The organism is Pseudomonas sp. P1_F7, assembly GCF_056405655.1.
The window spans coordinates 242,867-269,358 of the sequence record NZ_JBFUBR010000010.1 but is presented as its reverse complement, the minus strand read 5'-3'; the positions used below and the strand labels follow the sequence as shown (position 1 = coordinate 269,358).

22 protein-coding genes and 1 pseudogene are annotated in these 26,492 nt (G+C 61.0%); 12 read left to right on the top strand and 11 right to left on the bottom strand.

The genetic code is table 11. From position 1 onward, the window contains the following. Nucleotides 1-35 precede the first annotated feature (35 nt). The 7 genes and pseudogenes from AC1D1M_RS16665 (at nt 36) to cmoB (ending at nt 9,569) form a co-directional block, all read left to right on the top strand. Nucleotides 36-1,382: a carbohydrate porin gene (locus AC1D1M_RS16665; RefSeq protein WP_477776483.1), complete on the top strand. Its 1,347-nt coding sequence runs from the start codon at nt 36-38 to the stop codon at nt 1,380-1,382. Nucleotides 1,383-1,474: 92 nt separating this feature from the next. Beyond that, complete coding sequence (locus AC1D1M_RS16660; RefSeq protein WP_477776482.1) at nt 1,475-3,886, top strand: glucose/quinate/shikimate family membrane-bound PQQ-dependent dehydrogenase; 2,412 nt, start codon at nt 1,475-1,477, stop codon at nt 3,884-3,886. A gap of 226 nt (nt 3,887-4,112) precedes the next feature. Further along, nucleotides 4,113-6,530: an endopeptidase La gene (lon, locus tag AC1D1M_RS16655; protein ID WP_477776481.1), complete on the top strand. Its 2,418-nt coding sequence runs from the start codon at nt 4,113-4,115 to the stop codon at nt 6,528-6,530. 283 nt (nt 6,531-6,813) lie between these two features. Further along, nucleotides 6,814-7,206: a protease inhibitor I42 family protein gene (locus AC1D1M_RS16650; RefSeq protein WP_223444108.1), complete on the top strand. Its 393-nt coding sequence runs from the start codon at nt 6,814-6,816 to the stop codon at nt 7,204-7,206. Nucleotides 7,207-7,208: 2 nt separating this feature from the next. Next, nucleotides 7,209-7,691 (top strand): annotated as a pseudogene (locus AC1D1M_RS16645) (lysoplasmalogenase); the annotation flags it as partial. Between the two features lie 145 nt (nt 7,692-7,836). Beyond that, complete coding sequence (gene cmoA / locus AC1D1M_RS16640; RefSeq protein WP_191628059.1) at nt 7,837-8,616, top strand: carboxy-S-adenosyl-L-methionine synthase CmoA; 780 nt, start codon at nt 7,837-7,839, stop codon at nt 8,614-8,616. Beyond that, on the top strand, nt 8,613-9,569 hold the full coding sequence (gene cmoB / locus AC1D1M_RS16635; RefSeq protein ID WP_477776480.1) for a tRNA 5-methoxyuridine(34)/uridine 5-oxyacetic acid(34) synthase CmoB: 957 nt from the start codon (nt 8,613-8,615) through the stop codon (nt 9,567-9,569). Before cmoA ends, cmoB begins: the two co-directional genes overlap by 4 nt. 129 nt (nt 9,570-9,698) lie before the next feature. Here cmoB and tadA read toward each other — a convergent pair whose 3' ends face one another. The 11 genes from tadA to AC1D1M_RS16580 all read right to left on the bottom strand — a co-directional run bounded on the left by tadA (nt 9,699) and on the right by AC1D1M_RS16580 (nt 21,873). After that, complete coding sequence (tadA, locus tag AC1D1M_RS16630) at nt 9,699-10,196, bottom strand: tRNA adenosine(34) deaminase TadA (RefSeq protein WP_477776479.1); 498 nt, start codon at nt 10,194-10,196, stop codon at nt 9,699-9,701. Beyond that, nucleotides 10,196-11,572, bottom strand: a complete 1,377-nt coding sequence (locus AC1D1M_RS16625; protein ID WP_477776478.1) for a multicopper oxidase family protein — start codon at nt 11,570-11,572, stop codon at nt 10,196-10,198. The genes tadA and AC1D1M_RS16625 overlap by 1 nt, the downstream gene beginning before the upstream one ends. A 166-nt stretch (nt 11,573-11,738) precedes the next feature. Continuing rightward, complete coding sequence (locus AC1D1M_RS16620; RefSeq protein ID WP_477776477.1) at nt 11,739-14,441, bottom strand: AAA domain-containing protein; 2,703 nt, start codon at nt 14,439-14,441, stop codon at nt 11,739-11,741. Between the two features lie 200 nt (nt 14,442-14,641). Further along, complete coding sequence (gene guaA, locus AC1D1M_RS16615; protein WP_477776476.1) at nt 14,642-16,219, bottom strand: glutamine-hydrolyzing GMP synthase; 1,578 nt, start codon at nt 16,217-16,219, stop codon at nt 14,642-14,644. A 99-nt stretch (nt 16,220-16,318) separates the two neighbouring features. Beyond that, the gene (guaB, locus tag AC1D1M_RS16610) at nt 16,319-17,788 is read right to left on the bottom strand and encodes an IMP dehydrogenase (RefSeq protein ID WP_008053208.1); all 1,470 of its coding nucleotides are present in this window, start codon (nt 17,786-17,788) and stop codon (nt 16,319-16,321) included. A 117-nt stretch (nt 17,789-17,905) separates the two neighbouring features. Continuing rightward, nucleotides 17,906-18,454, bottom strand: coding sequence for a hypothetical protein (locus AC1D1M_RS16605; RefSeq protein ID WP_046040989.1), 549 nt, complete (start codon nt 18,452-18,454; stop codon nt 17,906-17,908). Between the two features lie 140 nt (nt 18,455-18,594). Further along, nucleotides 18,595-19,776, bottom strand: coding sequence for a formate-dependent phosphoribosylglycinamide formyltransferase (gene purT, locus AC1D1M_RS16600; protein ID WP_477776475.1), 1,182 nt, complete (start codon nt 19,774-19,776; stop codon nt 18,595-18,597). Nucleotides 19,777-19,860: 84 nt separating this feature from the next. Continuing rightward, a complete protein-coding gene (locus AC1D1M_RS16595; protein ID WP_477776474.1) occupies nt 19,861-20,328 on the bottom strand; it encodes a preQ0 transporter in 468 nt (155 codons plus the stop codon). A gap of 136 nt (nt 20,329-20,464) precedes the next feature. Beyond that, nucleotides 20,465-20,680 (bottom strand): DUF1289 domain-containing protein, encoded by a 216-nt coding sequence (locus AC1D1M_RS16590; RefSeq protein WP_477776473.1) that lies wholly within the window; start codon nt 20,678-20,680, stop codon nt 20,465-20,467. Next, the gene (locus AC1D1M_RS16585) at nt 20,677-21,201 is read right to left on the bottom strand and encodes a gamma carbonic anhydrase family protein (RefSeq protein ID WP_150754487.1); all 525 of its coding nucleotides are present in this window, start codon (nt 21,199-21,201) and stop codon (nt 20,677-20,679) included. Before AC1D1M_RS16585 ends, AC1D1M_RS16590 begins: the two co-directional genes overlap by 4 nt. A gap of 72 nt (nt 21,202-21,273) precedes the next feature. Continuing rightward, on the bottom strand, nt 21,274-21,873 hold the full coding sequence (locus tag AC1D1M_RS16580) for a CoA pyrophosphatase (protein ID WP_477776472.1): 600 nt from the start codon (nt 21,871-21,873) through the stop codon (nt 21,274-21,276). 147 nt (nt 21,874-22,020) lie between these two features. On the opposite strand from AC1D1M_RS16580, the gene AC1D1M_RS16575 reads away from it, so the two are divergent. The 5 genes from AC1D1M_RS16575 (at nt 22,021) to AC1D1M_RS16555 (ending at nt 26,367) form a co-directional block, all read left to right on the top strand. Further along, a complete protein-coding gene (locus tag AC1D1M_RS16575) occupies nt 22,021-22,572 on the top strand; it encodes an NUDIX hydrolase (protein WP_008016748.1) in 552 nt (183 codons plus the stop codon). A 121-nt stretch (nt 22,573-22,693) separates the two neighbouring features. After that, entirely contained in the window at nt 22,694-23,197 is a 504-nt protein-coding gene (locus tag AC1D1M_RS16570) for a L,D-transpeptidase family protein (protein ID WP_477776471.1), read from the top strand. Between the two features lie 295 nt (nt 23,198-23,492). Next, the gene (locus AC1D1M_RS16565) at nt 23,493-24,224 is read left to right on the top strand and encodes a GntR family transcriptional regulator (RefSeq protein WP_007993280.1); all 732 of its coding nucleotides are present in this window, start codon (nt 23,493-23,495) and stop codon (nt 24,222-24,224) included. A gap of 33 nt (nt 24,225-24,257) precedes the next feature. After that, the gene (gene nagA / locus AC1D1M_RS16560) at nt 24,258-25,364 is read left to right on the top strand and encodes an N-acetylglucosamine-6-phosphate deacetylase (RefSeq protein ID WP_477776470.1); all 1,107 of its coding nucleotides are present in this window, start codon (nt 24,258-24,260) and stop codon (nt 25,362-25,364) included. Beyond that, nucleotides 25,345-26,367: an SIS domain-containing protein gene (locus AC1D1M_RS16555; RefSeq protein WP_477776469.1), complete on the top strand. Its 1,023-nt coding sequence runs from the start codon at nt 25,345-25,347 to the stop codon at nt 26,365-26,367. The genes nagA and AC1D1M_RS16555 overlap by 20 nt, the downstream gene beginning before the upstream one ends. The last annotated feature ends 125 nt before the right edge of the window (nt 26,368-26,492 follow it).

The following is a 26,492-nucleotide window of genomic DNA, read 5'->3' as shown; positions in this document are numbered from 1 at the left end:
TTATCCCCCAGAAAAAGATCAAGAACTCCGTCTCTATGCCCGACTTTAAACCCTTGCGAGACAGCGCTGTCTTTGCAACTGCTGCCCAGCGAAACATCCTGCCCCTGATCGGTGGCCTCACCGCGCTGGGCCTTGCCTCCTGCGTTCAGGCGGCACCTGCCTTCGATAGCGATTCACCGTGGATGCTCGGTGACTGGAATGGCACTCGCACAGAACTCGCGGAAAAAGGCTACGACTTCAAAGTCGATTACACCGGTGAAATGGGCAGCAATCTGCACGGCGGCTATGACCACGACCGCACGGCCCGCTATAGCGATCAGTTCGGCCTGGGCACCCATCTGGACTTGCAGAAGATCCTCGGCTGGGACGACGCCGAGTTCCAGTTGACCATCACCGAACGCAGCGGCAACAACATCAGCAACGACCGCATCAACGACCCGCGTGTCGGCGGCTTCACGTCGGCCCAGGAAGTCTGGGGCCGCGGCCAGACCTGGCGCCTGACGCAGATGTGGTATCAGCAGAAATTCTTCGATGAAAAACTCGACATCAAGGTCGGCCGTTTCGGCGAAGGCGAAGATTTCAACAGCTTCCCCTGCGACTTCCAGAACCTGGCGTTCTGCGGTTCCCAGGTCGGCAACTGGGCGGGCGACATCTGGTACAACTGGCCGGTCAGCCAGTGGGCGATGCGGGTCAAATATCACCTGACGCCAGAGCTTTATGCACAGGTCGGCGCGTACGAACAGAACCCGTCGAACCTTGATCGCGACAACGGCTTCAAGCTCAGCGGCAGCGGCACCCAGGGCGCGGTCCTGCCGGTGGAGCTGGTGTGGACACCGAAGCTCAACGGCCTGCCGGGTGAATACCGCGCCGGTTACTACTACAGCAGCGCCAGCGCCACCGACGTCTACAAGGACAGCAATGGCCAGCCTGCCGCCCTGAGCGGCGAAGCCTACCGCAGCGCCTCGAGCAAGCACGGCGTGTGGCTGGGCCTTCAGCAGCAAGTCACCAGCCTGGCCAGCGACCACTCCCGCGGCCTGAGCCTGTTCGCCAACGGCACGATGCACGACAAGAAGACCAACGCCATCGACAACTACGTCCAGGCCGGCCTCGTCTACAAAGGCCCGTTCGACGCGCGCGCCAGGGACGACATCGGTTTCGCCATGGCCCGCGTCCACGTCAACCCGGCCTTTCGCAAGAATGCCGAGGCGACCAACCAGGCCAACGCCGTCTTCGACTTCGACAATCCGTCCTTCCTGCCGCCCCAGGACACCGAATACAGCGCCGAACTCTATTACGGCGTGCACGTGGTGTATCAGTCGACATCAATGCTGAATGTTCAACCGCAATCGCGAGCAAGCTCGCTCCCACAAGGGACTGCATAGCTGTACCGATTTATCTGAACCATGCCCGCGCCGGATCATCATCTACAGTGAACTGGCGCGGGACTACTTGAAACGTCACGGAGAATCACACGATGAGCACAGATAGTGCCTTGGGTCGAAGCCGTCTATGGCCGACCCTGCTCGGCATACTGCTTCTGCTAATGGGCCTGGCCATGCTGGCCGGGGGGATCAAGCTGAGCATGCTCGGCGGCTCGCTGTATTACCTGCTGGCCGGTATCGGCATCGCGCTGAGCGGCGTCCTGCTGATCGCCGCCCGCCGCGCGGCGCTGGGCCTGTACGCACTGGTGCTGTTCGCCAGCACTGTTTGGGCGCTGTGGGAAGTTGGCCTCGACTGGTGGCAACTGGTGCCGCGCCTGGCGCTGTGGTTCGCCCTCGGTGTGGTGATGCTGCTGCCGTGGTTCCGTCGTCCATTGCTGATCAACGGCCCTGCCCCTATGGGCACTGGCGCCTTGAGCGTGGCCGTGGTCCTGGCCGGCGCCACCGCCGTGGCCAGCCAGTTCACCCATCCGGGGGAGACCCTCGGCGAGTTGGGTCGTGACTCGGCTGACATGACCAGCACTGCGCCACAAATGCCTGACGGAGACTGGCAGGCCTATGGCCGCAGCGAATTCGGTGACCGCTATTCGCCACTCAAGCAGATCACCCCGGCCAACGTCGGCAAGCTGCAAGAAGCCTGGCGTATCCAGACCGGCGACCTGCCGACCGCCGATGACCCGGTGGAACTGACCAACGAAAACACCCCGCTCAAGGCCAACGGCATGCTCTATGCCTGCACCGCCCATAGCAAGGTGCTGGCGCTGGACCCGGACACCGGCAAGGAACTGTGGCGTTTCGACCCGCAGATCAAGAGCCCGGTGGGCTTCAAGGGCTTCGCCCACATGACCTGCCGTGGCGTGTCGTACTACGACGAAGCGGCCTACGCCAAGTCTGAAAACGCTGCCTCTGCAGTGATTTCCGAGGCCGGCAAAGCCGTCGCCCAGGCCTGCCCGCGTCGTCTGTACCTGCCAACCGCCGATGCGCGCCTGATCGCACTCAACGCCGACACCGGCAAGGTCTGCGAAGGTTTCGGTAAAAATGGTGTGGTTGACCTGACTCAAGGCATCGGACCGTTCACCCCCGGTGGCTACTACTCCACCTCGCCGGCAGCGATCACCCGTGACCTGGTGATCATGGGCGGCCACGTCACCGACAACGAGTCGACCAACGAGCCATCCGGCGTGATCCGTGCCTTTGACGTACACGACGGTCATCTGGTGTGGAACTGGGACAGCAACAATCCCGACGCGACCGAACCGCTGCCAGAGGGCGAACACTACAGCCGCAACTCGGCCAACATGTGGTCGCTGGCCAGCGTCGACGAAAAACTCGGCATGGTCTACCTGCCACTGGGCAACCAGACCCCTGACCAGTGGGGCGCAGACCGCACTCCGGGCGCCGAGAAATTCAGTGCCGGCCTGGTCGCGCTGGATCTGGCCACCGGCAAGGTGCGCTGGAACTACCAGTTCACTCACCACGACTTGTGGGACATGGACGTCGGCAGCCAGCCAACCCTGCTGGACATGAAAACCGCCGACGGCATCAAGCCGGCTGTGATCCAACCGACCAAGCAAGGCAGCCTGTACGTACTCGACCGTCGTGACGGCACGCCGATCATCCCGATCAAGGAAATCCCGGTTCCGCAAGGCGCCGTGAAAGGTGACCACACCGCGCCGACCCAGGCCCGTTCGGACCTGAACCTGCTGGCCCCGGAACTGACCGAAAAAGCCATGTGGGGCGCCAGCCCGTTTGACCAGATGCTGTGCCGCATCCAGTTCAAGGAGCTGCGTTACGAAGGTCAGTACACCCCGCCGTCGGAACAGGGCAGCCTGATCTATCCGGGTAACGTCGGCGTCTTCAACTGGGGCGGAGTTTCAGTCGACCCGGTTCGCCAGATGCTGTTCACCAGCCCGAACTACATGGCCTTCGTCTCGAAAATGGTGCCTCGCGCCGAAGTCGCAGCCGGCAGCAAGCGCGAGAGCGAAACAGCGGGCGTGCAACCGAACACGGGCGCACCTTACGCGGTGATCATGCACCCGTTCATGTCGCCGTTCGGCGTACCGTGCCAGGCTCCGGCCTGGGGCTACGTCGCCGGCATCGACCTGACCACAAGCAAAGTCGTGTGGAAACGCAAGAACGGCACCAGCCGCGACAGCTCGCCATTGCCTATCGGCCTGCCACTCGGCGTACCAAGCATGGGCGGCTCGATGGTCACCGCCGGCGGCGTCGGCTTCCTCAGCGGCACGCTGGATCAATACCTGCGCGCCTATGACGTCAACACCGGCAACGAGCTTTGGAAATCGCGCCTGCCGGCTGGCGGTCAGGCTACGCCGATGACCTACACCGGCAAGGACGGCAAGCAGTACGTGCTGTTGGTCGTCGGTGGCCACGGCTCACTGGGCACCAAAATGGGTGACTATGTGATTGCGTACAAACTGTCCGAGTAAGTTTTAGCGGCAGTCAAAACAAAGGCGACTCCTGCGAAGGAATCGCCTTTGTTATTATCACCACCATCCTCCTACAAAAGCAAAAGCGCAGAGCATCGCGCCACAATCCAGCTAACCTGTCTCTGCGCTGAACACGCCTTCGAAACACCGCGTTGCAGAAAATGAACGTTGAAACCACCGCCAACCTGCCCCATCTAAGACCCATACCCATTGCGCAGGTGCCCCCATGAGCGACCAGCAGGACTTCCCCGAAGACCCGAGTGAATACGCCGATCCGGAAAACGCCCCACAACACAAACCCGGCAAAGGCCTGGCCCTGCCTGGCCAGAACCTGCCGGACAAGGTCTACGTCATCCCGATTCACAACCGACCGTTCTTCCCGGCCCAGGTCCTGCCGGTCATCGTCAACGAAGAGCCGTGGGCCGAGACGCTCGACCTGGTGGCCAAGTCCGAACACCACTCCCTCGCCCTGTTCTACATGGACACGCCCCAGGAAGACCCGCGCCACTTCGACACCTCGGCCCTGCCGCTCTACGGCACCCTGGTCAAGGTGCACCACGCCAGCCGCGAAAACGGCAAGCTGCAGTTCGTCGCCCAGGGCCTGACCCGCGTACGCCTCAAGACCTGGCTCAAGCACCATCGCCCGCCGTACCTGGTGGAAGTCGAATACCCGCACCAGCCCACCGAGCCGACCGACGAGGTCAAGGCTTACGGCATGGCGCTGATCAATGCGATCAAGGAACTGCTGCCGCTCAACCCGCTGTACAGCGAAGAGCTGAAGAACTACCTCAACCGCTTCAGCCCCAACGATCCGTCGCCGCTGACCGACTTCGCCGCGGCGCTCACATCGGCGACGGGTAGCGAGCTGCAGGAAGTGCTCGACTGCGTACCCATGCTCAAGCGCATGGAAAAAGTCCTGCCAATGCTGCGCAAGGAAGTCGAAGTCGCGCGACTGCAAAAAGAGATTTCCGCCGAAGTTAACCGCAAGATCGGTGAACATCAGCGCGAATTCTTCCTCAAGGAGCAACTCAAGGTCATCCAGCAGGAGCTTGGTCTTACGAAGGACGACCGCAGCGCCGACCTCGAACAGTTCGAACAGCGGCTGACCGGCAAAGTGCTGTCGCCGCAAGCGCAGAAACGCATCGAAGAGGAAATGAACAAGCTGTCGGTGCTGGAAACCGGCTCGCCCGAATATGCGGTCACCCGCAATTACCTCGACTGGGCGACCTCGGTGCCGTGGGGTGTCTACGGCGAGGACAAACTCGACCTCAAGCACGCGCGCAAGGTGCTGGACAAACATCACGCCGGTCTCGACGACATCAAGGACCGCATCCTCGAATTCCTCGCGGTCGGGGCCTACAAAGGCGAGATCAGCGGCTCCATCGTGTTGCTGGTCGGTCCGCCGGGCGTGGGCAAGACCAGCGTCGGCAAATCCATCGCTGAATCCCTGGGCCGGCCGTTCTATCGCTTCAGCCTTGGCGGCATGCGCGACGAAGCCGAGATCAAGGGCCACCGCCGCACCTACATCGGCGCGCAGCCGGGCAAACTGGTGCAGGCGTTGAAAGACGTCGAAGTGATGAACCCGGTGATCATGCTCGACGAGATCGACAAGATGGGCCAGAGCTACCAGGGCGACCCGGCCTCGGCGCTGCTGGAAACCCTCGACCCGGAACAGAACGTCGAATTCCTCGACCACTATCTGGACCTGCGCCTGGACCTGTCGAAAGTGCTGTTCGTGTGTACCGCCAACACCCTCGATTCGATCCCCGGCCCGCTGCTGGATCGCATGGAAGTGATTCGCCTGTCGGGCTACATCACCGAAGAAAAAGTCGCCATCGCCAAGCGTCACCTGTGGCCCAAGCAGCTTGAGAAAGCCGGCGTGTCCAAGGGTAGCCTGAGCATCAGCGACAGCGCGCTCAAGGCATTGGTAGACGGTTATGCCCGTGAAGCCGGCGTGCGTCAGTTGGAAAAAAACCTCGGCAAACTGGTGCGCAAAGCGGTGATGAAACTGCTCGACGAGCCGGAAGCCGTGATCAAACTCGGTCCGAAAGACCTCGAGGCCTCGCTCGGCAAACCGGTGTTCCGCAACGAGCAGGTGCTGTCGGGTGTAGGCGTGATCACCGGGCTGGCCTGGACCAGCATGGGCGGCGCGACCCTGCCGATCGAAGCCACACGCATCCACACCCTCAACCGTGGGTTCAAGCTCACCGGGCAGTTGGGTGACGTGATGAAAGAGTCGGCGGAAATCGCCTACAGCTACGTCAGCTCGCACCTGAAGTCCTATGGCGGCGATCCGAAGTTCTTCGACGAAGCCTTCGTGCACCTGCACGTACCGGAAGGCGCGACGCCGAAAGATGGCCCGAGCGCCGGCGTGACCATGGCCAGCGCCCTGCTATCGCTGGCGCGCAACCAGCCACCGAAGAAAGGCGTGGCCATGACCGGTGAGCTGACGTTGACCGGGCATGTACTGCCAATTGGCGGGGTGCGGGAAAAAGTGATTGCGGCGCGGCGGCAGAAGATTTTCGAGCTGATATTGCCGGAAGCGAACCAGGGCAATTTCGAGGAGCTGCCGGAGTATCTGAAGGAAGGCATTACCGTGCACTTTGCCAAGAAGTTTGCAGATGTGGCGAAGGTGTTGTTCTGATGTTCCTGTAGCGACTGCACTACCGCTATCGCGAGCAAGCTCGCTCCCACAGTGGTTGGCGGTGTACACAAAGTCTGTGTTCACTGCCAAACCCTGTGTAGGCCTTGCTCCCCACAATGATCGATGGTGTTCACAAATTTTGTGTTCACTGCAAAAACCCTGTGGGAGCGAGCTTGCTCGCGATGGCGTCAGCCCAGCTACCGCTATTCTGCCTGACTGTCACACTTTGTCTCATCTCGGTTATGCTCGCCGTTCGTCGTGAACGCCGGAGCCCCCGAAGCCTATGTCCCCCATTCGCCTGCTTGTCCCCCTCGCCCTCGCCTTGCTGGCCGGATGCGCCACGCAACCTGCGCACAACGTGACCGTGGAAAAACAAAGCGAATGTCCGGTGCAACTCAGCAACGGGCAAAACCTGATCCTGACCCTGCCGAGCAATCCGACCACGGGCTATCGCTGGGCGATCCAGGATTCAGCCGGCGGCGTGTTGCACGCCCTGGGGCCAGAGGTTTATCGAAATCCGGAAGATGCCGGCATCGTCGGCGCGGCCGGGGTCTCGACCTGGCGCTTTCAGGCTTTTGCGACCGGCACCGGGCGTTTGCGCCTGACCTCGCAACAGCCGTGGGCACCGGAAGTGTTGCCGGTGGATTCGTTCGACTGCGCGATCTCGGTCAACTGACCGTGGGCTGGCTGATTCTGGCGCTGATGGGCGCAGTGACGTTTCTCTATGGCCTGAGCGTGCATGCATCCTTGCTTTGCCTGCTGGTCAAACCATTGCCGGTGCTGGCCCTGCTCGGCTGGCTGCAAGATGCACCGCCCGGCGAATATCGGCGCTGGATCAGCCTGGGTTTGATCTTCTCCCTGCTTGGCGATGTGTTGCTGGCGTGGCCGGGGGACTTGTTTGTGTTCGGCCTTGGGGCATTCCTGGTCGCCCACCTGGCCTATCTGAAAGCCTACTTGAGCGATTGCCGGCGCCCGGCGCTGTTGCCGCTGATTATCGCCCTCGGTGTTGGTGCCGTGCTGCTGGGCATCCTGATCAGTCATGGACTGGGGCCATTGCTGGTTCCTGTGATCGTCTACGGTCTGGCCATCAGCGCCATGCTCTGGCGCGCGCTGGCCCGACTCGGGACCGACGTGCCCAAACGCTCGGCGTTGCTGGCATCGCGAGCAAGCTCGCTCCCACAGGGATAGCGCTGTACCTGTGGGAGCGAGCTTGCTCGCGATAGCAGTATTACTGACAACGCAGAATCCGGACCTGCCCCGCCGCTTTATCAGACAACCCGCGCATCCCCGCGCCAACTTGGCTAAAATGCCGGCCTTTTCCACCTACACCGCTGGAACCGCCGTGAGCAAAGAACCCGATCGCCTTTTCGCCCAGCCTTTGGCCCAGGTGCCTGACTTCGCCTTTAACGAGGACGTGGTGCGGGTGTTCCCGGACATGATCAAGCGCTCGGTGCCAGGCTATCCGACCATCGTCGAAAACCTCGGCGTGCTCGCCGCGCAGTTCGCCCAGCCCAACAGCGTGCTCTACGACCTCGGCTCGTCGCTGGGTGCCGTGACCCAGGCCCTGCGCCGGCACGTGCGCACCGACGGTTGCCGGGTGATCGCTGTGGATAACTCGGCGGCGATGGTCGAACGCTGCCGCGAGTACCTCAACGGGCAGGATTCGATGTTCCAGGAGTTGCTGCCGGTCGAGGTGATCGAAGGCGACATCCTGGCGCTGGAGTTCCAGCCGGCCTCGGTGGTCGCGCTGAATTTCACCCTGCAATTCATCGCACCCGACCAGCGCACGGCGTTGCTGTCGCGCATCCGTCAGTCGTTGTTGCCCGGCGGTGCCCTGATCCTCTCGGAAAAACTGCGCTTCGAAGACGAGCAGGAACACGCGTTGCTCACCGACCTGCACATCGCCTTCAAACGCGCCAACGGCTACAGCGAACTGGAAATCGCCCAGAAGCGCAGCGCCATCGAAAACGTCATGAAGCCCGACAGCCTCGAAGAACACCGCGAACGCCTGCTGGCCGCCGGGTTCTCGAAAGTCGTGCCGTGGTTCCAGTGTCTTAACTTTGCCTCGTTGATTGCCTTGCCATGATTGATCTGTCCCCCCTCGCCCGCCGTCTGGCCGGCACACCGCTGGCCGATTGGGCCAACACCCTGCAAGCGCAACTCGACAAGAAAATGGAAAAGGGCCATGGCGACCTGGAGCGCTGGCAAAGCGCGCTGGACGCCCTGCCAAAGATTCAGCCGAGTGAAGTCGATTTGCTCAATGGCTTGAAGCTCGACACCGACTGTGACGACGCAACCCGCGCGCAAATGCGCACCGCGCTGATGGGCCTGTCGCCATGGCGCAAGGGGCCGTTCGATCTGTTCGGCGTGCACGTCGACACCGAATGGCGCTCGGACTGGAAATGGTCGCGGGTCGCCCCGCACCTGGACCTGAAAGGCAAGCGTATCCTCGATGTCGGCTGCGGTAACGGCTATTACATGTGGCGCATGCTCGGCGCCGGTGCGGATAGCGTGATCGGTGTCGACCCGAACTGGTTGTTTTTCTGCCAGTTCCAGGCGGTACAACGTTACCTGTCCGAGCCGAACGCCTGGCACCTGCCCTTCCCGTTCGAAGACCTGCCGCCGAACCTCGAGGGTTTCGACACGGTGTTTTCCATGGGCGTGTTCTACCACCGCCGCTCGCCCATCGAGCATTTGCTGGCGCTGAAGGATTGCCTGGTCAAGGGCGGTGAGCTGGTGCTGGAAACCCTGGTGGTCGAAGGCGACAAGCACCAGGTGCTGGTGCCGGAAGACCGTTACGCGCAGATGCGCAACGTGTGGTTCCTGCCGTCGGTGCCGGCGCTGGAGTTGTGGCTGCGGCGTGCCGGGTTCACCGATGTGAAGTGCGTGGATGTGAGCACCACCACGGTCGAGGAACAGCGCGGCACGGAGTGGATGAAGTATCAGTCGCTCAGTGACTTCCTCGATCCCGAGGATCACAGCAAGACCGTTGAAGGGCTGCCGGCGCCGATGCGGGCGGTGATTGTGGCCCGTAAGTAGGCCCCAGTCTCCCAAACACCGAATAAACCTGTGGGAGCGAGCTTGCTCGCGATGAGGCCCTGTCAGTCAACAGAGATGTTGAATGTTAGTCCGCTATTGCGAACAAGCTCGCTCCCACAGGGTCCGTGCTCAGTCTGCAGGTTTTGCGCGCCGGGCCTTGAAGAACTCGCTCAACACCGCCCCGCACTCCTCCGCCAACACCCCGCCTTCATACAGCACCCGATGATTCAAAAAGCCCTGGGTAAAGAACTGCCCCTGGCTCTGCACAATCCCGGCTTTAGGCTCCAGCGCGCCGTACACCACCCGCGCAATCCGCGAATGCACGATCAGGCCTGCGCACATGCTGCACGGCTCCAGCGTCACATACAGCGTGCTGCCCGGCAGGCGGTAATTGCTCACGGCCTGGGCGGCGGCGCGGATCGCGACCATCTCGGCGTGGGCGCTCGGGTCACTGCTACTGATCGGGCAATTGAAGCCGCGCCCGATGATTTCCCCATCCTGCACCAGCACCGCGCCCACAGGCACTTCGCCGAGGGCGGCACCTTGGGCGGCCAGGGCCAGCGCTTCGCGCATGAATTCGCGATCACGGCTGCGGTCGATGATGGCGGCGGGACGAATCTGACGCATCACGCCACCTCGATAGCGGCCATCAGGCCGGTTTCCATGTGGTCGATCACATGGCAGTGGAACATCCACACGCCAGGGTTATCCGCCACCAGCGCCACTTGTGCACGTTCGTTCTTGCCCAGCAGGTAGGTGTCGGTGAAGTACGGAATGATCTTGTGCCGATTCGAGGCGATGACCTTGAAGCTCATGCCGTGCAGGTGAATCGGGTGCTGGTACTGAGTCATGTTCTTCAATTCGAAAATGTAGCTCTTGCCCTTTTCGAGCTTGGCAATCGGGCGGTCGGCGCAGGTCTTGTCGGTGATGTCCCAAGCCTTGCCGTTGATCTGCCACAGGCTCGGCGGCTTGCCGTTGTCGACGTTGACCGACACCGAGCCGACCCATTCGAAATTGAAGTTGAGTTTCTCGGCATTGGCCAGGTCCGGCTCGGCGATCGGATTGGCCGGCAGCGCCGGCGGCCACTCGGTCGGCGCATCGGTATTGGCCACCGAACGGAAGGTGCCCAGGCGCACCGGACCGTTGCGCAGCGACAACTCCTCACCGGCCGGCGGGGCCTTGATTGCCAGGCAAATGCGCATGCCCGGACCGAGCCAGTACTCCTTGCCGAGCGGTCGTGGCTCGACCGGGTTGCCGTCCAGCGCATAGATCTGCGCTTCGACGCCGGGAATGTTCAGGCGATAAGTCAGGGTGTTATCGAGGTTAAGCAGGCGTACACGGGTGATCTGCCCGGCCGGCAGCTCGATCACTGCCTGCGGCACGCCATTGATGGTCGCCAGACGCCCCGCCGTACCGCCACGGGCCGCTTCCCGGGGAATGCTGAACTCGACGAAATTGCCGACGTCATCGACATGCCAGCTCTTGAGGCTCAAGGTCTTTTCATACTTGAAACCGGTCGGCTCGCGTTCCTCAATGATCAACGGGCCGACCAGGCCACGACCGAGCTCCTCGCTGCTGTTCACATGCGGGTGATACCAGTAGCTGCCGGCATCCGGCACGCGGAACTTGTAGTCGAAGTATTCACCCGGCAACACCGGCAGCTGTGACACGTAGGGCACACCGTCCATTTCCAGCGGCAGGCGGATGCCATGCCAGTGGATGGTGGTGGCGACCGGCAGATGATTGATGAACCGCACCCGCAGCCATTCACCCTGGCGCGCGCGCAATTCGGTGCCAGGCGCCGACGGGCCGAAGGCCCAAGCCTGGGTCTTGTGCCCGGCCACCAGTTCGACGTCCAGCGGCGCTGCGATCAGCTCGTAATCGTGGCCCGCCTCGGCGTCGGCCATCTTGCCCAGCCAGTAGCGCGATGCGCCCCCCGCACCGACACCAACGACAACAAGACCGGCCAGGCCACCGAGGATTTGGCGACGGGTAAACGACATGAACTCAACTACCTCACGAATCAGCGACAGGCGCGGGGCCCGCAAAAGGCGAATACGATACACCTGCAAATGTGAAAGATTAAGTGAAGTATTGTCGCGGTCGCGTCGTCGACCGAACGGTTGTCAGATACAACAAAGGCGCCTCACGGCGCCCTTGAGGTTCAAACTACGCCGTCGAAACCCCGGTTGCCCACTGCATCACAAATGCAGCGACCCGTTCCTCAATGCCGCTTTCAACAGTCCGTAAGCGCAGCAAGGAGATACCGCACTTGCGCAGGATGCTGTCTTTCAAGGCATCGCGTTCGGCCTGGTCCGGCGCGTCATGACTGCCTCCATCGACCTCTATCACGCCCAGAGGAGTTTTCCCCACTTTGAAATAGACCACGAAGTCGCAAGTGGCGCCGTTGCTCATGAATGATCGCTCCCGAGGCGTCAGGCTCGGGTTAGCGGTCGAGGCCAACTGGTTCAGTGGGACCTGCGCGTGGAATTTGAGCGCTCGGCACGCCTCCTGATCCAGCGCCTCTCGCAGAATCTGTGCCACGATCCGTTCGGACTTATACTCGGAGTCACTGCGGCGCAACCGGGCATTGAGCCGATCGAGCGACTGGTCGTATTCCTTGTAGAGCAAGTCGAAGGCAGAGATCACCGGCGCACGAAGAAGCTGCCCTTCCTCGGCGTAGTATTCGATGTAGCGCACCAGCGCAGCGATGTGCCCGTTGTTCTTTGTGAAGACGTCGTCTCCCGTGACCAGGGTGAAGCGATGCTTGGCTCGTGATACCGCCACATTGACCATGCGTGGATCATCCACGAAAGTCAGGAATTTCGGGGTAATGCTCTTTTTGTCCAACACTGTTGAAAAGACGATCTCGTCGCACTCGCGGCCCTGGAATTTGTGCACGGTGTCATTGATGAAGTCAGCCGGCAAAAGCGTGCCCGAAAGCGTCGCTTGAGCCCTGAAAGGCGCGATGAAGCCTCGGCCGTCCTCGCCCTCCCAGGCACTTTCACCCTCTCCTTCAAGCGTCGCCAGCAACGAATCCAGCTCGCGAAGGTTGGTAGTCTTTCGCGTGTGATTGCCCTTGGCAGTGACCAGCAGCGACAACGGCTTTTCACCGCTGTCTTTGGTCATCGGAACCAGTTGGTTGTCGTAGAACTGCTGATTGCAGAACTGAATGATTCGCGGGTGGCAGCGATAGTGCTCTTTGAGCAACGTCGTCGGGATCGAACCATTGAACACACTGACGCACGAATCGAGCAGGCTGTGCTTCTCGCAATCGTAGTGGTCCTTGGGTGCCGCCATACCCAGTTTTGCCGGAATGTGCGCCAGCTGTTTTCTATCGCCCACGATGATCAGGTTTTTTGCACAACCGAGCGCCAATATTCCCGGAACGATGTCTTGTTGCGAGGCCTCGTCGATGATCAAGTAGTCGAGCATCGCGCCGTTTTCGAGGGAGTTAATGATTGAGTGCGTGCTACTGGAAATGATCGGATAGCGCTTCAGGAACCCATCCAACTTACGCTTGTAAGTCTTGGCATCGAAGGGTTCAGGGTTCGGCACATGCTGATGCAGGTGTTGCTTGAGGTACTTCATCGAAGCGCTCGTCAGCTCCTCCAGCAGCTCTTGGTAATTGCCAAGTCGCAACGCTTGCTGATGGCTGGTCAATGCCACCTGTTTTTCCTGCAATACCTTGTCATAGTAGTGAAGCTGCAGGGCATAGAAAGTCGATTTGCGCTTTTCCCAATTATCGAATGGCTTCATGCGCAGAATTCGGAAATTGAACAGCATCTCGATTCTGTCCTTGACCCTGACGCGGCCGCCGGCCATATGTGCCAGGTAAGCCATCAGGTCTGCAGACTTTTGCGGGGAGAGCCTGTACTTGTCCAGGGCGGGGATCTGCACGCTGTTGTCCTGCTGCCATTGCTGCAGATAACGCCGCTCCACCTCAAGCTCATCGATTTCAATCTGCAACTGCGCCACCGCGTTCCGGGCACTCAAAAAACCTTTGAGCTGTTGCAAGACGACCTGAATGCGCTCCATCGAAGGAGCGGCTTCGGGCTCCAGCGAAGGTCGAGGACGCGGATTGGCGAAGAATGCCTCACGGTTTTCTGTGCTGCCCAAGCTGGCAACAAGATAGTCCAACCCGGACTTGCCCAGTTTTTCACAGACATTCGCGACGGCCGAATTATTGTTGGAAACCACTGCCACGTTTTTTCCACGCAACAGGATGTTGGCGACGATGTTCAAAATGGTCTGGGTCTTGCCGGTGCCGGGCGGCCCTTCAATCAGACTGATCTGTGAAGTGAAGGCCTGCTCGACGGCCTGAAGCTGACTTTCATTGATACCGAAAGGAAAGATGAAGTGGCCAGTTTGTTCCTGCTGTGCGTTCTGCCCGGTGCAGTAGGCGTGTACTGCGGTATCCGCGCATGAAGTTATTGCACTTAGCTGGCGCAGCACATTTTCGGCGATCATTTTGTCCGCAGGTTTCACGGACTGTTCGACCCGATTATTGGCAACGGAAAGGAAATAGTTGTACGTCGGCTCGTCCTTCATCTTTGTCGGGGTGACAAGCTCGATAGTGTCCATCTTGAACAAGTAACGTGCCGTACTTCCCGAATACTGAACGACGGCATATTTCTCGCCGTAGATCACAGCTTTCTCGATGGGGCTTGTTACTGAGCTCCCCTTTTTGCGCAGAAGCTGGTCTTTCACCTCTCGGGTCGGAACGATTTCGCAGTCACCGAGCGAATAAGGAACGCGCTTGCCCGACAGATCGCGGCAAGTCAGCAAGAACTCACCGCGTCCGTCACTCTTTATCGTCCAGTCACTGATCTGCTCGGCGTTGTCTTTACCGCTGACGTAAATAGAAACCATATATCCCTTACGCAGGCTCGCTCAAAGCCTGTCCACATCCCTGTTGTCGAAATCCGAATCCAGCGACCCGGTGAAATTGACACTATTTTGACATCACTTTTCGTCCGAGCGCCAGCTTCCAGTCAGTACGCAGGGTAAACAGATGTAAACGTTTCCTGCAGATGCAACAAGGGCGCCTTACGGCGCCCTTGTTGTTCAACTCACTCCCACTCAATGGTCGCGGGCGGCTTGCTCGACACGTCGTAGGTGACGCGGGAGATGCCTTCGATTTCATTGATGATGCGGCCGCTGACGGTTTCCAGCAGTTCGTAAGGCAGGTGTGCCCAACGCGCGGTCATGAAGTCGATGGTTTCCACGGCACGCAGGGCCACGACCCAGGCGTAACGACGGCCATCGCCCACCACGCCAACCGATTTCACTGGCTGGAATACCACGAATGCCTGGCTGACCTTATGGTACCAGTCGGCCTTGCGCAGTTCTTCGATGAAGATGTGGTCGGCGCGACGCAGCAGGTCGGCGTATTCCTTCTTCACTTCACCGAGGATGCGCACGCCCAGGCCCGGGCCCGGGAACGGGTGACGGTAGACCATGTCGTACGGCAGGCCCAGTTCCAGGCCCAGACGACGGACTTCGTCCTTGAACAGTTCGCGCAGTGGCTCGACCAGCTTGAGGTTCATTTCTTCCGGCAGGCCGCCCACGTTGTGGTGCGACTTGATCACGTGGGCCTTGCCGCTTTTCGCGCCAGCCGACTCGATCACGTCCGGGTAGATAGTGCCTTGGGCGAGGTACTTGATGTTGTCCAGTTTGTTGGACTGGGCATCGAATACGTCGATGAAGGTGCGGCCGATGATCTTGCGCTTCTTCTCCGGGTCGGACTCGCCGGCCAGGTTGTTCAGGAACTGATCTTCAGCGTTGGCGCGGATCACCTTGACGCCCATGTTCTCGGCGAACATGGCCATCACTTGCTCGCCTTCGTGCAGGCGCAGCAGGCCGTTGTCGACGAATACGCAGGTCAGCTGGTCGCCGATGGCCTTGTGCAGCAGTGCGGCAACCACGGACGAGTCAACGCCGCCGGACAGGCCGAGCAGGACGTTGTCGGTGCCGACCTGGGCGCGAACCTGGGCGATGGCGTCTTCAGCGATTTTCGACGGGGTCCACAGTGCTTCGCACTCGCAGATGTCGAGGATGAAGCGCGACAGGATGCGACCGCCCTGCTTGGTGTGGGTCACTTCCGGGTGGAACTGCACGCCGTAGTAACGGCGCTCGTCGCTGAACATGCCGGCGATCGGGCAGCTCGGGGTGCTGGCCAGGATGTGGAAGTCTTCCGGCATGCGGGTGACCTTGTCACCGTGGCTCATCCACACGTCGAGGCCGAACAGGCCATCGGCGTCGATGTGGTCTTCGATGCCGTCGAGCAGGCGGCTCTTGCCGACCACATCAACGCGGGCGTAACCGAACTCACGCAGCTCGGAACCTTCAACCTTGCCACCCAGTTGCTCGGCCATGGTCTGCATGCCGTAGCAGATACCGAAGACCGGCACGCCCAGATCGAAAACCGCTTGCGGGCAGCGAGGGCTGTTGGCTTCGTGAACCGACTCTGGGCCGCCGGCGAGGATGACGCCTTTAGGAGCGAATTCGCGGATCGCATCTTCGTCCATGTCGAACGGGTGCAGTTCGCAGTACACGCCGATTTCACGCACGCGGCGGGCGATCAGTTGGGTGTACTGGGAACCGAAGTCGAGGATCAGGATGCGGTGAGCGTGAATATCGAGGGCCATGATTCAGTCTCGTCTAAGTCATTCAGAAACAGTCGTGATTCAGAAACAACTCGGGGCTGAATAAAACAGCCCCGGTTGCTTAGCTTGTTGCTTGAAGGCTCAACCTACGCGGTAGTTTGGCGCTTCCTTGGTGATCTGCACGTCGTGAACGTGGGATTCGGCCATGCCGGCGCCGGTGATCCGCACGAATTCAGGCTTGGTGCGCATCTCTTCGATGTCGGCACTGCCGGTGTAGCCCATCGAGGAGCGCAGGCCGCCCATCAGCTGATGGATGATGGCGCTCAGGGTGCCCTTGTACGGAACACGCCCTTCGATGCCTTCCGGAACCAGCTTCTCGGCGCCTGCCGAGGAGTCCTGGAAGTAACGGTCGGAGGAACCTTGAGCCTGGGACATGGCGCCCAGCGAACCCATGCCACGGTAAGCCTTGTACGAACGGCCCTGGAACAGTTCGATCTCGCCCGGTGCTTCTTCGGTACCGGCGAACATCGAGCCCATCATCACGCAGGAGGCACCGGCTACGATGGCCTTGGACAGGTCACCGGAGAAACGGATACCGCCGTCGGCGATCAACGGTACACCAGTGCCTTCAAGGGCAGCTGCGACGTTGGCGATGGCACTGATTTGCGGCACGCCGACACCGGCGACGATACGGGTGGTGCAGATCGAGCCCGGGCCGATACCGACCTTGACTGCGTCAGCGCCAGCTTCGGCCAGGGCCTTGGCGGCAGCGCCGGTGGCGATGTTGCCGCCGATGACCTGCACTTCAGGGAAGTTCTGCTTGACCCAGCGAACGCGGTCGATCACACCTTTGGAGTGACCGTGGGCAGTGTCGACCACCACCACGTCAACGCCGGCGGCGACCAGGGCGGCAACGCGGTCACCGGTGTCTTTACCGGTGCCGACTGCAGCGCCGACGCGCAGACGACCTTGATCGTCCTTGCTGGCCAGCGGGTAAGCCTTGGCTTTTTCGATGTCGTTGACGGTCATCATGCCCTTGAGAGCAAATTTGTCGTCGACGATCAGCACGCGTTCGATACGGTGCTTGTGCAGCAGTTCACGCACATCGTTCTTGTCGGCGCCTTCCTTGACCGTGACCAGACGCTCTTTAGGCGTCATCACTTCACGGACAGTGGCTTCCAGACGGTTCTCGAAACGCACGTCACGGGAGGTGACAATGCCGACCAGGTCGCCATTGTGCAGCACCGGAACACCGGAGATGTTGTGCATGCGGGTCAGTTCGAACAACTCGCGCACGGTGGCGTCGGCGACGATGGTGATCGGATCCTTGACCACACCGGCTTCGTAACGCTTGACCTTGCGGACTTCGGCAGCTTGCTGCTCGATGGTCATGTTCTTGTGGATGATACCGATACCACCTTCCTGAGCCATGGCGATTGCCAGACGGGCTTCAGTGACGGTGTCCATGGCAGCGGAAACCAGTGGAATATTCAGCTCGATGCCACGGGTAAGGCGGGTCTTGAGACTGACTTCGTTAGGAAGCACCTCGGAATAACCGGGCACTAGGAGAATGTCGTCGAATGTCAGAGCTTCTTGGCTGATACGCAGCATCGCGGGGGCTCCCGAGCGGGAAAATGGAAGCGCGCCATTATAGTCAGACACCCCCTCGGGTTCAATGTAAAACTCTGTCTATTATTGGCATTACTGACATACGGAGATTGGCGCCGCCTACAACTCGACTTTCACCCAACTGACCGGCTGATCGAGCCAATCGGCGAATTCATCGATAAAGCTCTGCTTGAACCCGGCTTCGGCCCAGTTGTTGAAGATGAAACCGAGGTTGGAAAAGCCGCATTCCTGCAGGAACAGGAAGCCGTTGATATCGTCTTCATGCCCGCATTCGGGGCAGGTGAAGTTGTCGGTACGCCCCGGCATCCAGTCTTCCAGGCTTTCGAACAGGGCCTCACCGACTTCCTTGCGGCACTCGGCGCAGCCCGCCTCTTCAAGGAATCCCTTGGCCGGTGTATAGATGCAGCGCTTGGTGATGATCTCCAGGCCATTGATCGGCTCGCCGAACGGCAGGGCTTCGGGGTGCAGGACCACTGCGCGGGCACCGTCGGCGATGGCGTGGGCCATGCGATTGCCGGTGCGGCCACAGGTGGTCAGTTCTTCCTCGATGATGTTCTTGCGCACCAGCCAGCGCACGACGGCCCGGGCCCGGGGTTCGTGCACCGGCAGGGTGGAGATTTTCGGGACGATGATGCTTTGGGAATTCATGAGGTACAGGCCTGAAGCTTTAATAAAGGAACTTGAGCATTCACAAATTATAGGTCGACCCGCAAAGTCGGGCTGGCCTGTATCCCTGTGGGAGCGGGCTTGCCCGCTCCCACAGGGGATGCGACCTGACAGAGAGGTAATTACAGCTCGACAACGACCGCTTGCGAAGCACGGGTCGCCTTGGCGCGGGCGGCTTCGATCGACTCGTCGCGCGCCAGGGCCACGCCCATGCGGCGCTGGCCGTTGACCTCAGGCTTGCCGAACAGACGCAGCGCGGTATCCGGCTCGCTCAGCGCGGCACCCAGGTTGGCGAAAGCGGTCTGGGTCGACTGCCCTTCCACCAGGATCACCGCCGAGGCCGATGGCCCGAACTGACGGATCAACGGGATCGGCAGGCCGAGAATGGCCCGTGCATGCAAGGCGAACTGCGACAGGTCCTGGGAGATCAGGGTCACCAGGCCGGTGTCGTGCGGGCGCGGCGAGACTTCGCTGAACCACACCTGATCACCTTTGATGAACAGTTCGACGCCAAACAGACCACGACCACCCAGGGCTTCGGTCACGGCTTTGGCGACACGCTCGGACTCAGCCAAGGCAACCGGGCTCATGGCTTGCGGCTGCCAGGATTCCTGGTAGTCGCCTTTCTCCTGACGGTGGCCGACCGGCGCGCAGAAGGTAGTGCCGCCGACGTGGCGCACGGTCAGCAGGGTGATTTCGTAGTCGAAATCGATGAAGCCTTCGATGATCACCCGACCTTTACCGGCACGGCCACCTTCCTGGGCGTAGTCCCAGGCTTTCTGCACATCATCAACGCTGCGCAGCAGGCTCTGGCCCTTGCCCGAGGAACTCATGACCGGCTTGACCACACACGGGAAACCGAGGTCTTCAACGGCTTTGCTGTAGTCCTCGAAGGTGTCGGCGAAGTGGTACGGCGAGGTTGGCAGGTCCAGCTCTTCAGCGGCCAGGCGACGGATGCCTTCGCGGTTCATGGTCAGCTGCGCGGCGCGGGCGGTCGGGATCACGGTGAAGCCTTCGGCTTCCAGTTCCACCAGGGTCGCGGTGGCGATGGCTTCGATTTCCGGGACGATGAAATGCGGCTTCTCGGCTTCGAYCACGGCGCGCAAGGCAGCACCGTCGAGCATGTTGATCACGTGGCTGCGGTGCGCCACCTGCATGGCCGGCGCATTGGCGTAGCGGTCCACGGCAATCACTTCAACGCCCAGGCGTTGCAGCTCGATCACCACTTCCTTGCCCAACTCGCCACAGCCACACATCAATACGCGGGTCGCGGTCGGCGACAATGGAGTTCCGATACGGGTCATCTGAAGGTCCTCAAGGAGCGGATCATCGAGGGACGCGCCATGCGCGCTTCCCATGGGGAGAAAGCGCGGCATTTTACATGAACTTCAGCCGACGACAGCCTGTTTGCGCAGGCGCCAGGCCATGATCAGCCACACGGCGGTGACCCCGGCGAATTTCGAGCCCAGGGCGGTGAGGATCACCCCCGGTGTCAGGGCGTCGATCATGCCGAAAAAGATAAAGGTATCGAGGGGAATGCTCAGGGCCGAACTTATCCACAGGCGATCATGCAGCGGGCGCCTGGTGATGCTGAACACCAGCCAGTCGATGCACTCGGAAACCGCGAACGCCGTGGCGCTGGCCAGGGCAATGGACGGATCGGAGGTGACATAGGACAACACCAGCGCCACCAGCATCGCCGCGAGGGCGCCATGCACGAACCGGGCTTGCACCATGTCGCGCAGGATAAACACCAGCCCGCCCCAGGCCGACCAGATGATGTCCAGGTGCGGCGCGGCGGAAAAGGCGTAGTTGATCAGCACGACGCTGCTGATGTAGGCGATCAGGAAGAGCATGGCGTGTACAAGTACCTGTCAATTTTGTGCACAGGGTACTTCAGCTGACCACAAAGTCAAAAAGATCGCAGCCTTCGGCAGCTCCTACACCGATCCCTGTAGGAGCTGCCAAAGGCTGCGATCTTTTGATCTTCTATTAATGACCAGGCGTTTTGCCGATCATCCACACCAACCCACTGGCCTTGGCCCGCTCATGACACAACCCCAGCACCTTGCGCCGCTCGTCGTTGGTCATGCGGCTCCAGCGGGTGATTTCTTCCACTGTGCGTTGGCAACCAGTGCAGATGTCATCGTCATCCAGCGCACAAATATTCACGCAGGGCGATGCGACCGGGCGTTCGGTGGCAGTCATTCTTCCTGCTCGGCCAGGTCGCGGGCATAGCGCTGCGAGTTGTGCACGTAGTGAGCAGCGCTGGCTTCCAGCATCTTGATTTGCGGCTCGGTCAATTCGCGCACCACTTTGCCGGGCGAGCCCATGACCAGCGATCCGTCCGGAATTTCCTTGCCCTCGCCGATCAGTGAGTTGGCGCCGATGATGCAGTTCTTGCCGATCTTCGCGCCATTGAGAATCACCGCGTTGATCCCGATCAGGCTGTAGTCGCCGACGGTGCAGCCGTGGAGCATGGCGTTGTGGCCGATGGTCACACCGGTGCCGATGGTCAGCGGGTAGCCCATGTCGGTGTGCATCACGGTGCCGTCCTGGACGTTGCTGTTCTTGCCGATCAGGATCAATTCGTTGTCGCCGCGCAGCACGGCGTTGAACCAGACGTTGGCGCCCTCTTCCAGCTTGACCTTGCCCACCAGCACGGCATTGGGTGCGACCCAGCTCTGTGGATGGGTTTCGACGCGGGCGTCGCCCAGGCGGTATTTCATTGTTGTATTCCTCAAGGCTCAGGCAGGCTTTTTGTCAGCGAAATCAGGATTCAGGCCATTCGAACGATGGCGTCAGATATTGATAAAGCTTTTGGGAGGCTGATGCAGGCTGATTTTGGCGTCATACAGCAGGTTGATCAACTCGACGATCATGATCGCCGTCAGCCCCCAGATCTTGTATTCGCCATAGCGATAGCTCGGCACATACCAGCTGTGGCCCTGATAGTCGATGCGATGGGTATGTTCGCGGGGGTCTTTGCGGAAGAACTCCAGAGGCACGCTGAACACCGCGGCGATCTCGGCATCGTTGGCCCGGTATTCGACAAAATCCGGGATCACCCCGACATAGGGCGTGACCTGGATGCCATGCAGGCTGATCAGCGGGCTGAGCGGGCCGATCACCTCGACCAGCCCCGGCGGCAGGCCGATCTCTTCTTCGGCTTCACGCAGGGCGGTGAAAATCAGATCGGGGTCTTCGGGGTCACGGCGTCCGCCGGGAAAGGCGACTTCGCCGCCATGGGTCGACAGGCCGCTGGCACGTAGGGTTAACACCAGCTCAGGCTCGTCACTGCGGGTGATGGGCACCAGCACCGCGGCCTCGGGAAAACGACGGTCGGTCTCCAATGTGCGTGGTGTGTGGTTACTAACCCGATGCAGTAGCTCGTCCAGCATGAGTGTTCTCGATCTGTGCCCTACCCGGCATCATGCACCAATCGCTGCGGTCGCCCAACCCCCGCAACCGCCCCATGTCGCGAAACGACAACTTGCCGACAGACACTGCCGCACGCCAAGATAGGCGCAGCATTCAGGAACCCCAGCATGAAATTTTGCAGCCAGTGCGGTAACCCGGTGACCCAGCGCATTCCCGAAGGCGATTCGCGCCTGCGTTTTGTCTGCGACAGCTGTCAGGCCATTCACTACCAGAACCCCAACATCGTCGCCGGCTGCGTGGCGACCTGGGGCACCAAGGTGTTGTTGTGCCGGCGGGCCATCGAGCCACGTCGCGGTTACTGGACCCTGCCCGCCGGGTTCATGGAGAACGGCGAGACCATCGAACAGGCCGCCATTCGCGAAACCGCCGAGGAAGCCTGCGCCCGGGTGCGCAACCTGAGCATCTATACCCTGATCGACGTGCCACACATCAGCCAGGTGCATGTGTTCTTCCGTGCCGAACTGGCGGACCTGGACTTTTCTGCCGGCCCCGAGAGCCTGGAAGTGCAACTATTCGACGAAGCGGACATTCCATGGGATGAGCTGGCTTTCCGCACGGTGGGTCGTACCTTAGAATGCTTCTTCGCTGACCGGCGGACCGAGGTCTATCCCGTTCGGTCTGAATCGATCCCGCCGCTTGCTCAGCCTGCCATTATCTGATGTCATCTCGGCATCACTCAAAGGCGCCGAAAGATCGCCCGAACGCGGCACGAGCCTGCGGCAGCTCCTGCAAAAACTTCTATACATAAATAGTCGCGACACCTCCTGGGGAATCGTTTCAATGCGCTGGTTGCTTGCCCTGTTCTGTTTGTCGTTTGTCACGGTGTCCCAGGCTTCTGCCGTGGAAACCCTGGACGGCAAGGTCATCGAGAAGATCCTGATTCTCAAGTCTTCCCATCAATTGCAATTGATCAATGACGGCAAGCCGCTCAAGACCTATCGCATTTCCCTGGGCAAGCGTCCCAAGGGGCCCAAGCTGATGGAAGGCGACAAGCGCACCCCGGAAGGCTTCTACTGGGTCGACTGGCGCAAGGTCAGCGACCGCTTCAACCTGGCGATGCACATTTCCTACCCGAACATCAGCGACTCGGCCCGCGCCCGTCGTGAAGGCGTCGAGCCCGGCGGCATGATCATGATCCACGGCACCCCGGACAGCGAAGACACTCCGGAAAACCTGTTCCACACCCTGGACTGGACCGACGGCTGCATCGCCATGCGCAACATGGACATGCGCGAAGTCTGGAACCTGGTGCCGGACGGCACGATGATCGAAATCCGCCCGTAATTCCCCTACGACCATTGGTCGCCTGCAAAAAATAAATTCTAAAGATCGCAGCCTGCGGCAGCTCCTACAGGGTTGATACCAATCTCATCTGTAGGAGCTGCCGCAGGCTGCGATCTTTGCCTTCAATACCCCCTCCTCTAATACCACTTCAAACCAACCCCCATTCTAACCAGCCGAAAAGGCAAGCCTCCCTACGCATACAGCAAAGCTCTGGCGTTGACATGGTATTCAAGTGGTATTAATTTTCGCCCATTCACGGGCAAAAACATTCCAACATCCGCCCCGGACACCCGCCATGAACGATCTCCAGGCCCTGCGCCCCGACGACACCCAACCCACGCCGTTGTACCTGCAACTGGCGCGCAATCTGGAAGCGGCGATCCATGCCGGCCAGTGGAAAGCCGAACAGGCCATGCCCTCGGAGCGCAATCTGAGCGAGACGCTGGGCATCTCCCGCGTCACTGCGCGCAAGGCGCTGGAAGTGTTGTTCGAACAAGGCCTGATCCGCCGCAACCAGGGCTCCGGCACCTTCATCACGCCGCGCCTCGAACAACCGTTGTCGCGCCTGTCCGGCTTCAGTGAAATGCTCCGCCTCAAGGGTTTCGTGCCCGGCTCGCAATGGCTGGAGCGGGAAATCACCCTGCCCACCCACGAAGAGCTGATCCGCCTTGGCCTGTCGCCCAACGACAAAGTCGCGCGGCTCAAACGCCTGCGCAAGGCCGACGACACAGTGATGGCTATCGAGATGAGCACCCTGCCCGCCTCGATCATTCCCAAACCGCAAATGGTCGGCGACTCCCTCTACGAATTCCTCGACGGCATCGGCAAACCGGTAGTCCGCGCCCTGCAACACATCCAGGCGATCAACGCCTCGGACGAGTTCGCCGCGCTGGTCGGCATCGCCCCCGGTACCGCCATGTTGCTGATGACCCGGGTCGGCTACCTCGAAGACAACACGCCCATCGAAGTCACCGACACCTATTGCCGTAACGACTACTACGACTTTGTCGCAGAGCTTCGTAGATAAAGAGCTGCGTCGCTAAAAAACCGAGATCCCGACATGTCCGAAGACAACATCCTCACCGCCCACGGCTGGGTTCGCGGCCGACTGGTCCACGAACACGGCAAAGTCGTGTCGATCGAAGGCCAGCCCTGCGATCCCGCGGACAACGACCTGCCGTACCTGCTGCCGGGTTTCATCGACCTGCACGTTCACGGCGGCGGCGGCAAAGACATCATGGAAGGCACACCGGCCTTCGAAACCATCACCAGCACCCACGTGCGCTTCGGCACCACCTCGCTGCTGGCCACCACCATGACCGCACCGAGCGACGAGATCTTGCGCGTGCTCAAAGCCGTCGGCGAATTCTGCGAGCAACGACCAAAGGGCAGCGCGCGGGTGCTCGGTGTGCACCTCGAAGGCCCCTACATCAACCCCGGCAAACTCGGCGCGCAACCCAACTTCGCCCACACCGCGCTGACGGCTGAAGTCGAAGCGTACCTGGCGCTCGCCCCAATCCGGGTGATCACCATTGCCCCGGAAATCGCCGGCCACGATGCCTTGATCCGCGACCTCAGCAGCCGCGGCGTTCGCATGCAGATCGGCCACACCCTGGGCAGTTACGAGGAAGGCGTCGCCGCGCTGGAAGCCGGCGCCAGCAGTTTCACCCACCTCTACAACGCCATGAGCCCGCTGCATCACCGCGAACCGGGGATCGTCGGCGCCGCGTTGGCCCACGCCAAATACGCCGAACTGATTCCGGACTTGCTGCACGTGCACCCCGGCGCCATCCGCGTGGCCTTGCGCTCGATCCCGTGCCTGTACTGCGTCACCGACTCGACCGCCGCCGCCGGCATGCCCGATGGCGAGTACAAGCTTGGCAGCCACACCGTAACCAAATGCCTGGGCGGCGTGCGCCTGCCCGACGGCACCCTGGCCGGCAGCACCCTGACCATGGATCAGGCCCTGCGCAACCTGGTGAAGATCGGCCTACCCATCGCCGAAGCCTCGCAGCGCCTGTCGCAATTTCCCGCCGACTACCTCGGCATCACCGAACGCGGGCGCCTGCAACCGGGTGCCTGGGCCGACTGCGTGCGGCTGGATCGCTCACTGAAACTGACCGCTGTCATGGTCGAAGGAGAAGACATTGACTTCAAAAATGCTTGAAGAGGCGCTGTCCTCGTTCGAGGCCGTGCAGGCCCAGTTGCAAAAACTCGACCCGCAGATGATAGAGATCGCCGGGCGCCTGCGCCGTCAGCCGCCGCAAGTGGCCATGACCGTGGCGCGCGGCAGTTCCGACCACGCCGCCAGTTACTTCGCCTATCTGACCATGCAACTGCTGGGCATCCCGGTGGCTTCACTGCCGATGTCGGTGGTGACCATGCAACAGGCACCGTTGAAGGTCAGCGGCCAGGTGGTATTCGCCTTTTCGCAATCGGGACAAAGCCCGGACCTGGTCAACAGCCTGCGCCTGCTGCGCAAGCGCGGTGCCTTGAGCATCTCGATGGTCAACGCCGCAGACTCGCCACTGGAAGCGGCCTGCGAATTCAGTCTGCCATTGCTGGCAGGCACCGAAAGCAGCGTCGCCGCAACCAAGAGTTTTATCGCCACCCTGAGCGCCAGCGCGCGGTTGATCGGGCACTGGAAGGTAGACGCCGAACTGCTCGAGGCCGGTTTGGCCTTGCCGGACGGTTTACGCAATGCCGCGCAGCAGGACTGGAGCCCGGCCATCGACGCCTTGCGCGATTGTCAGCGGTTGATGGTGATCGGCCGTGGCGCCGGTTTCGCCATCGCCCAGGAAGCCGCGCTCAAGTTCAAGGAGACCTCGGCGATCCAGGCCGAAGCCTTCAGCAGCGCCGAAGTCCGTCACGGCCCGATGGCCTTGATTGGCGACAACTACCCGCTGCTGGTGTTTGCCCCACGGGGTGCCGAACAGGCCGGTTTGCTGAGCCTGGCCGCCGACATGCGCCAGCGCGGCGCCCGTGTCCTGCTGGCCGCGCCGGATGACGTGCTTGAACGCGACCTTACGCTGACCCGCGCCGAGCACCCGGCCCTCGACCCGATTCTGGCGATCCAGAGTTTCTACGTGATGGCCGCCGGCCTGGCCGTGGCCCGCGGCATGGACCCGGACCAGCCGCGACACTTGAGCAAAGTGACGCGCACGCACTGACGGCAAATACACCTGTAGGAGCTGTCGAGTGAAACGAGGCTGCGATCTTTTTAAAGACAGGATCAAAAGATCGCAGCCTTCGGCAGCTCCTACGGGGTGGTGCGTTGATCCGAACTGCATTTTTT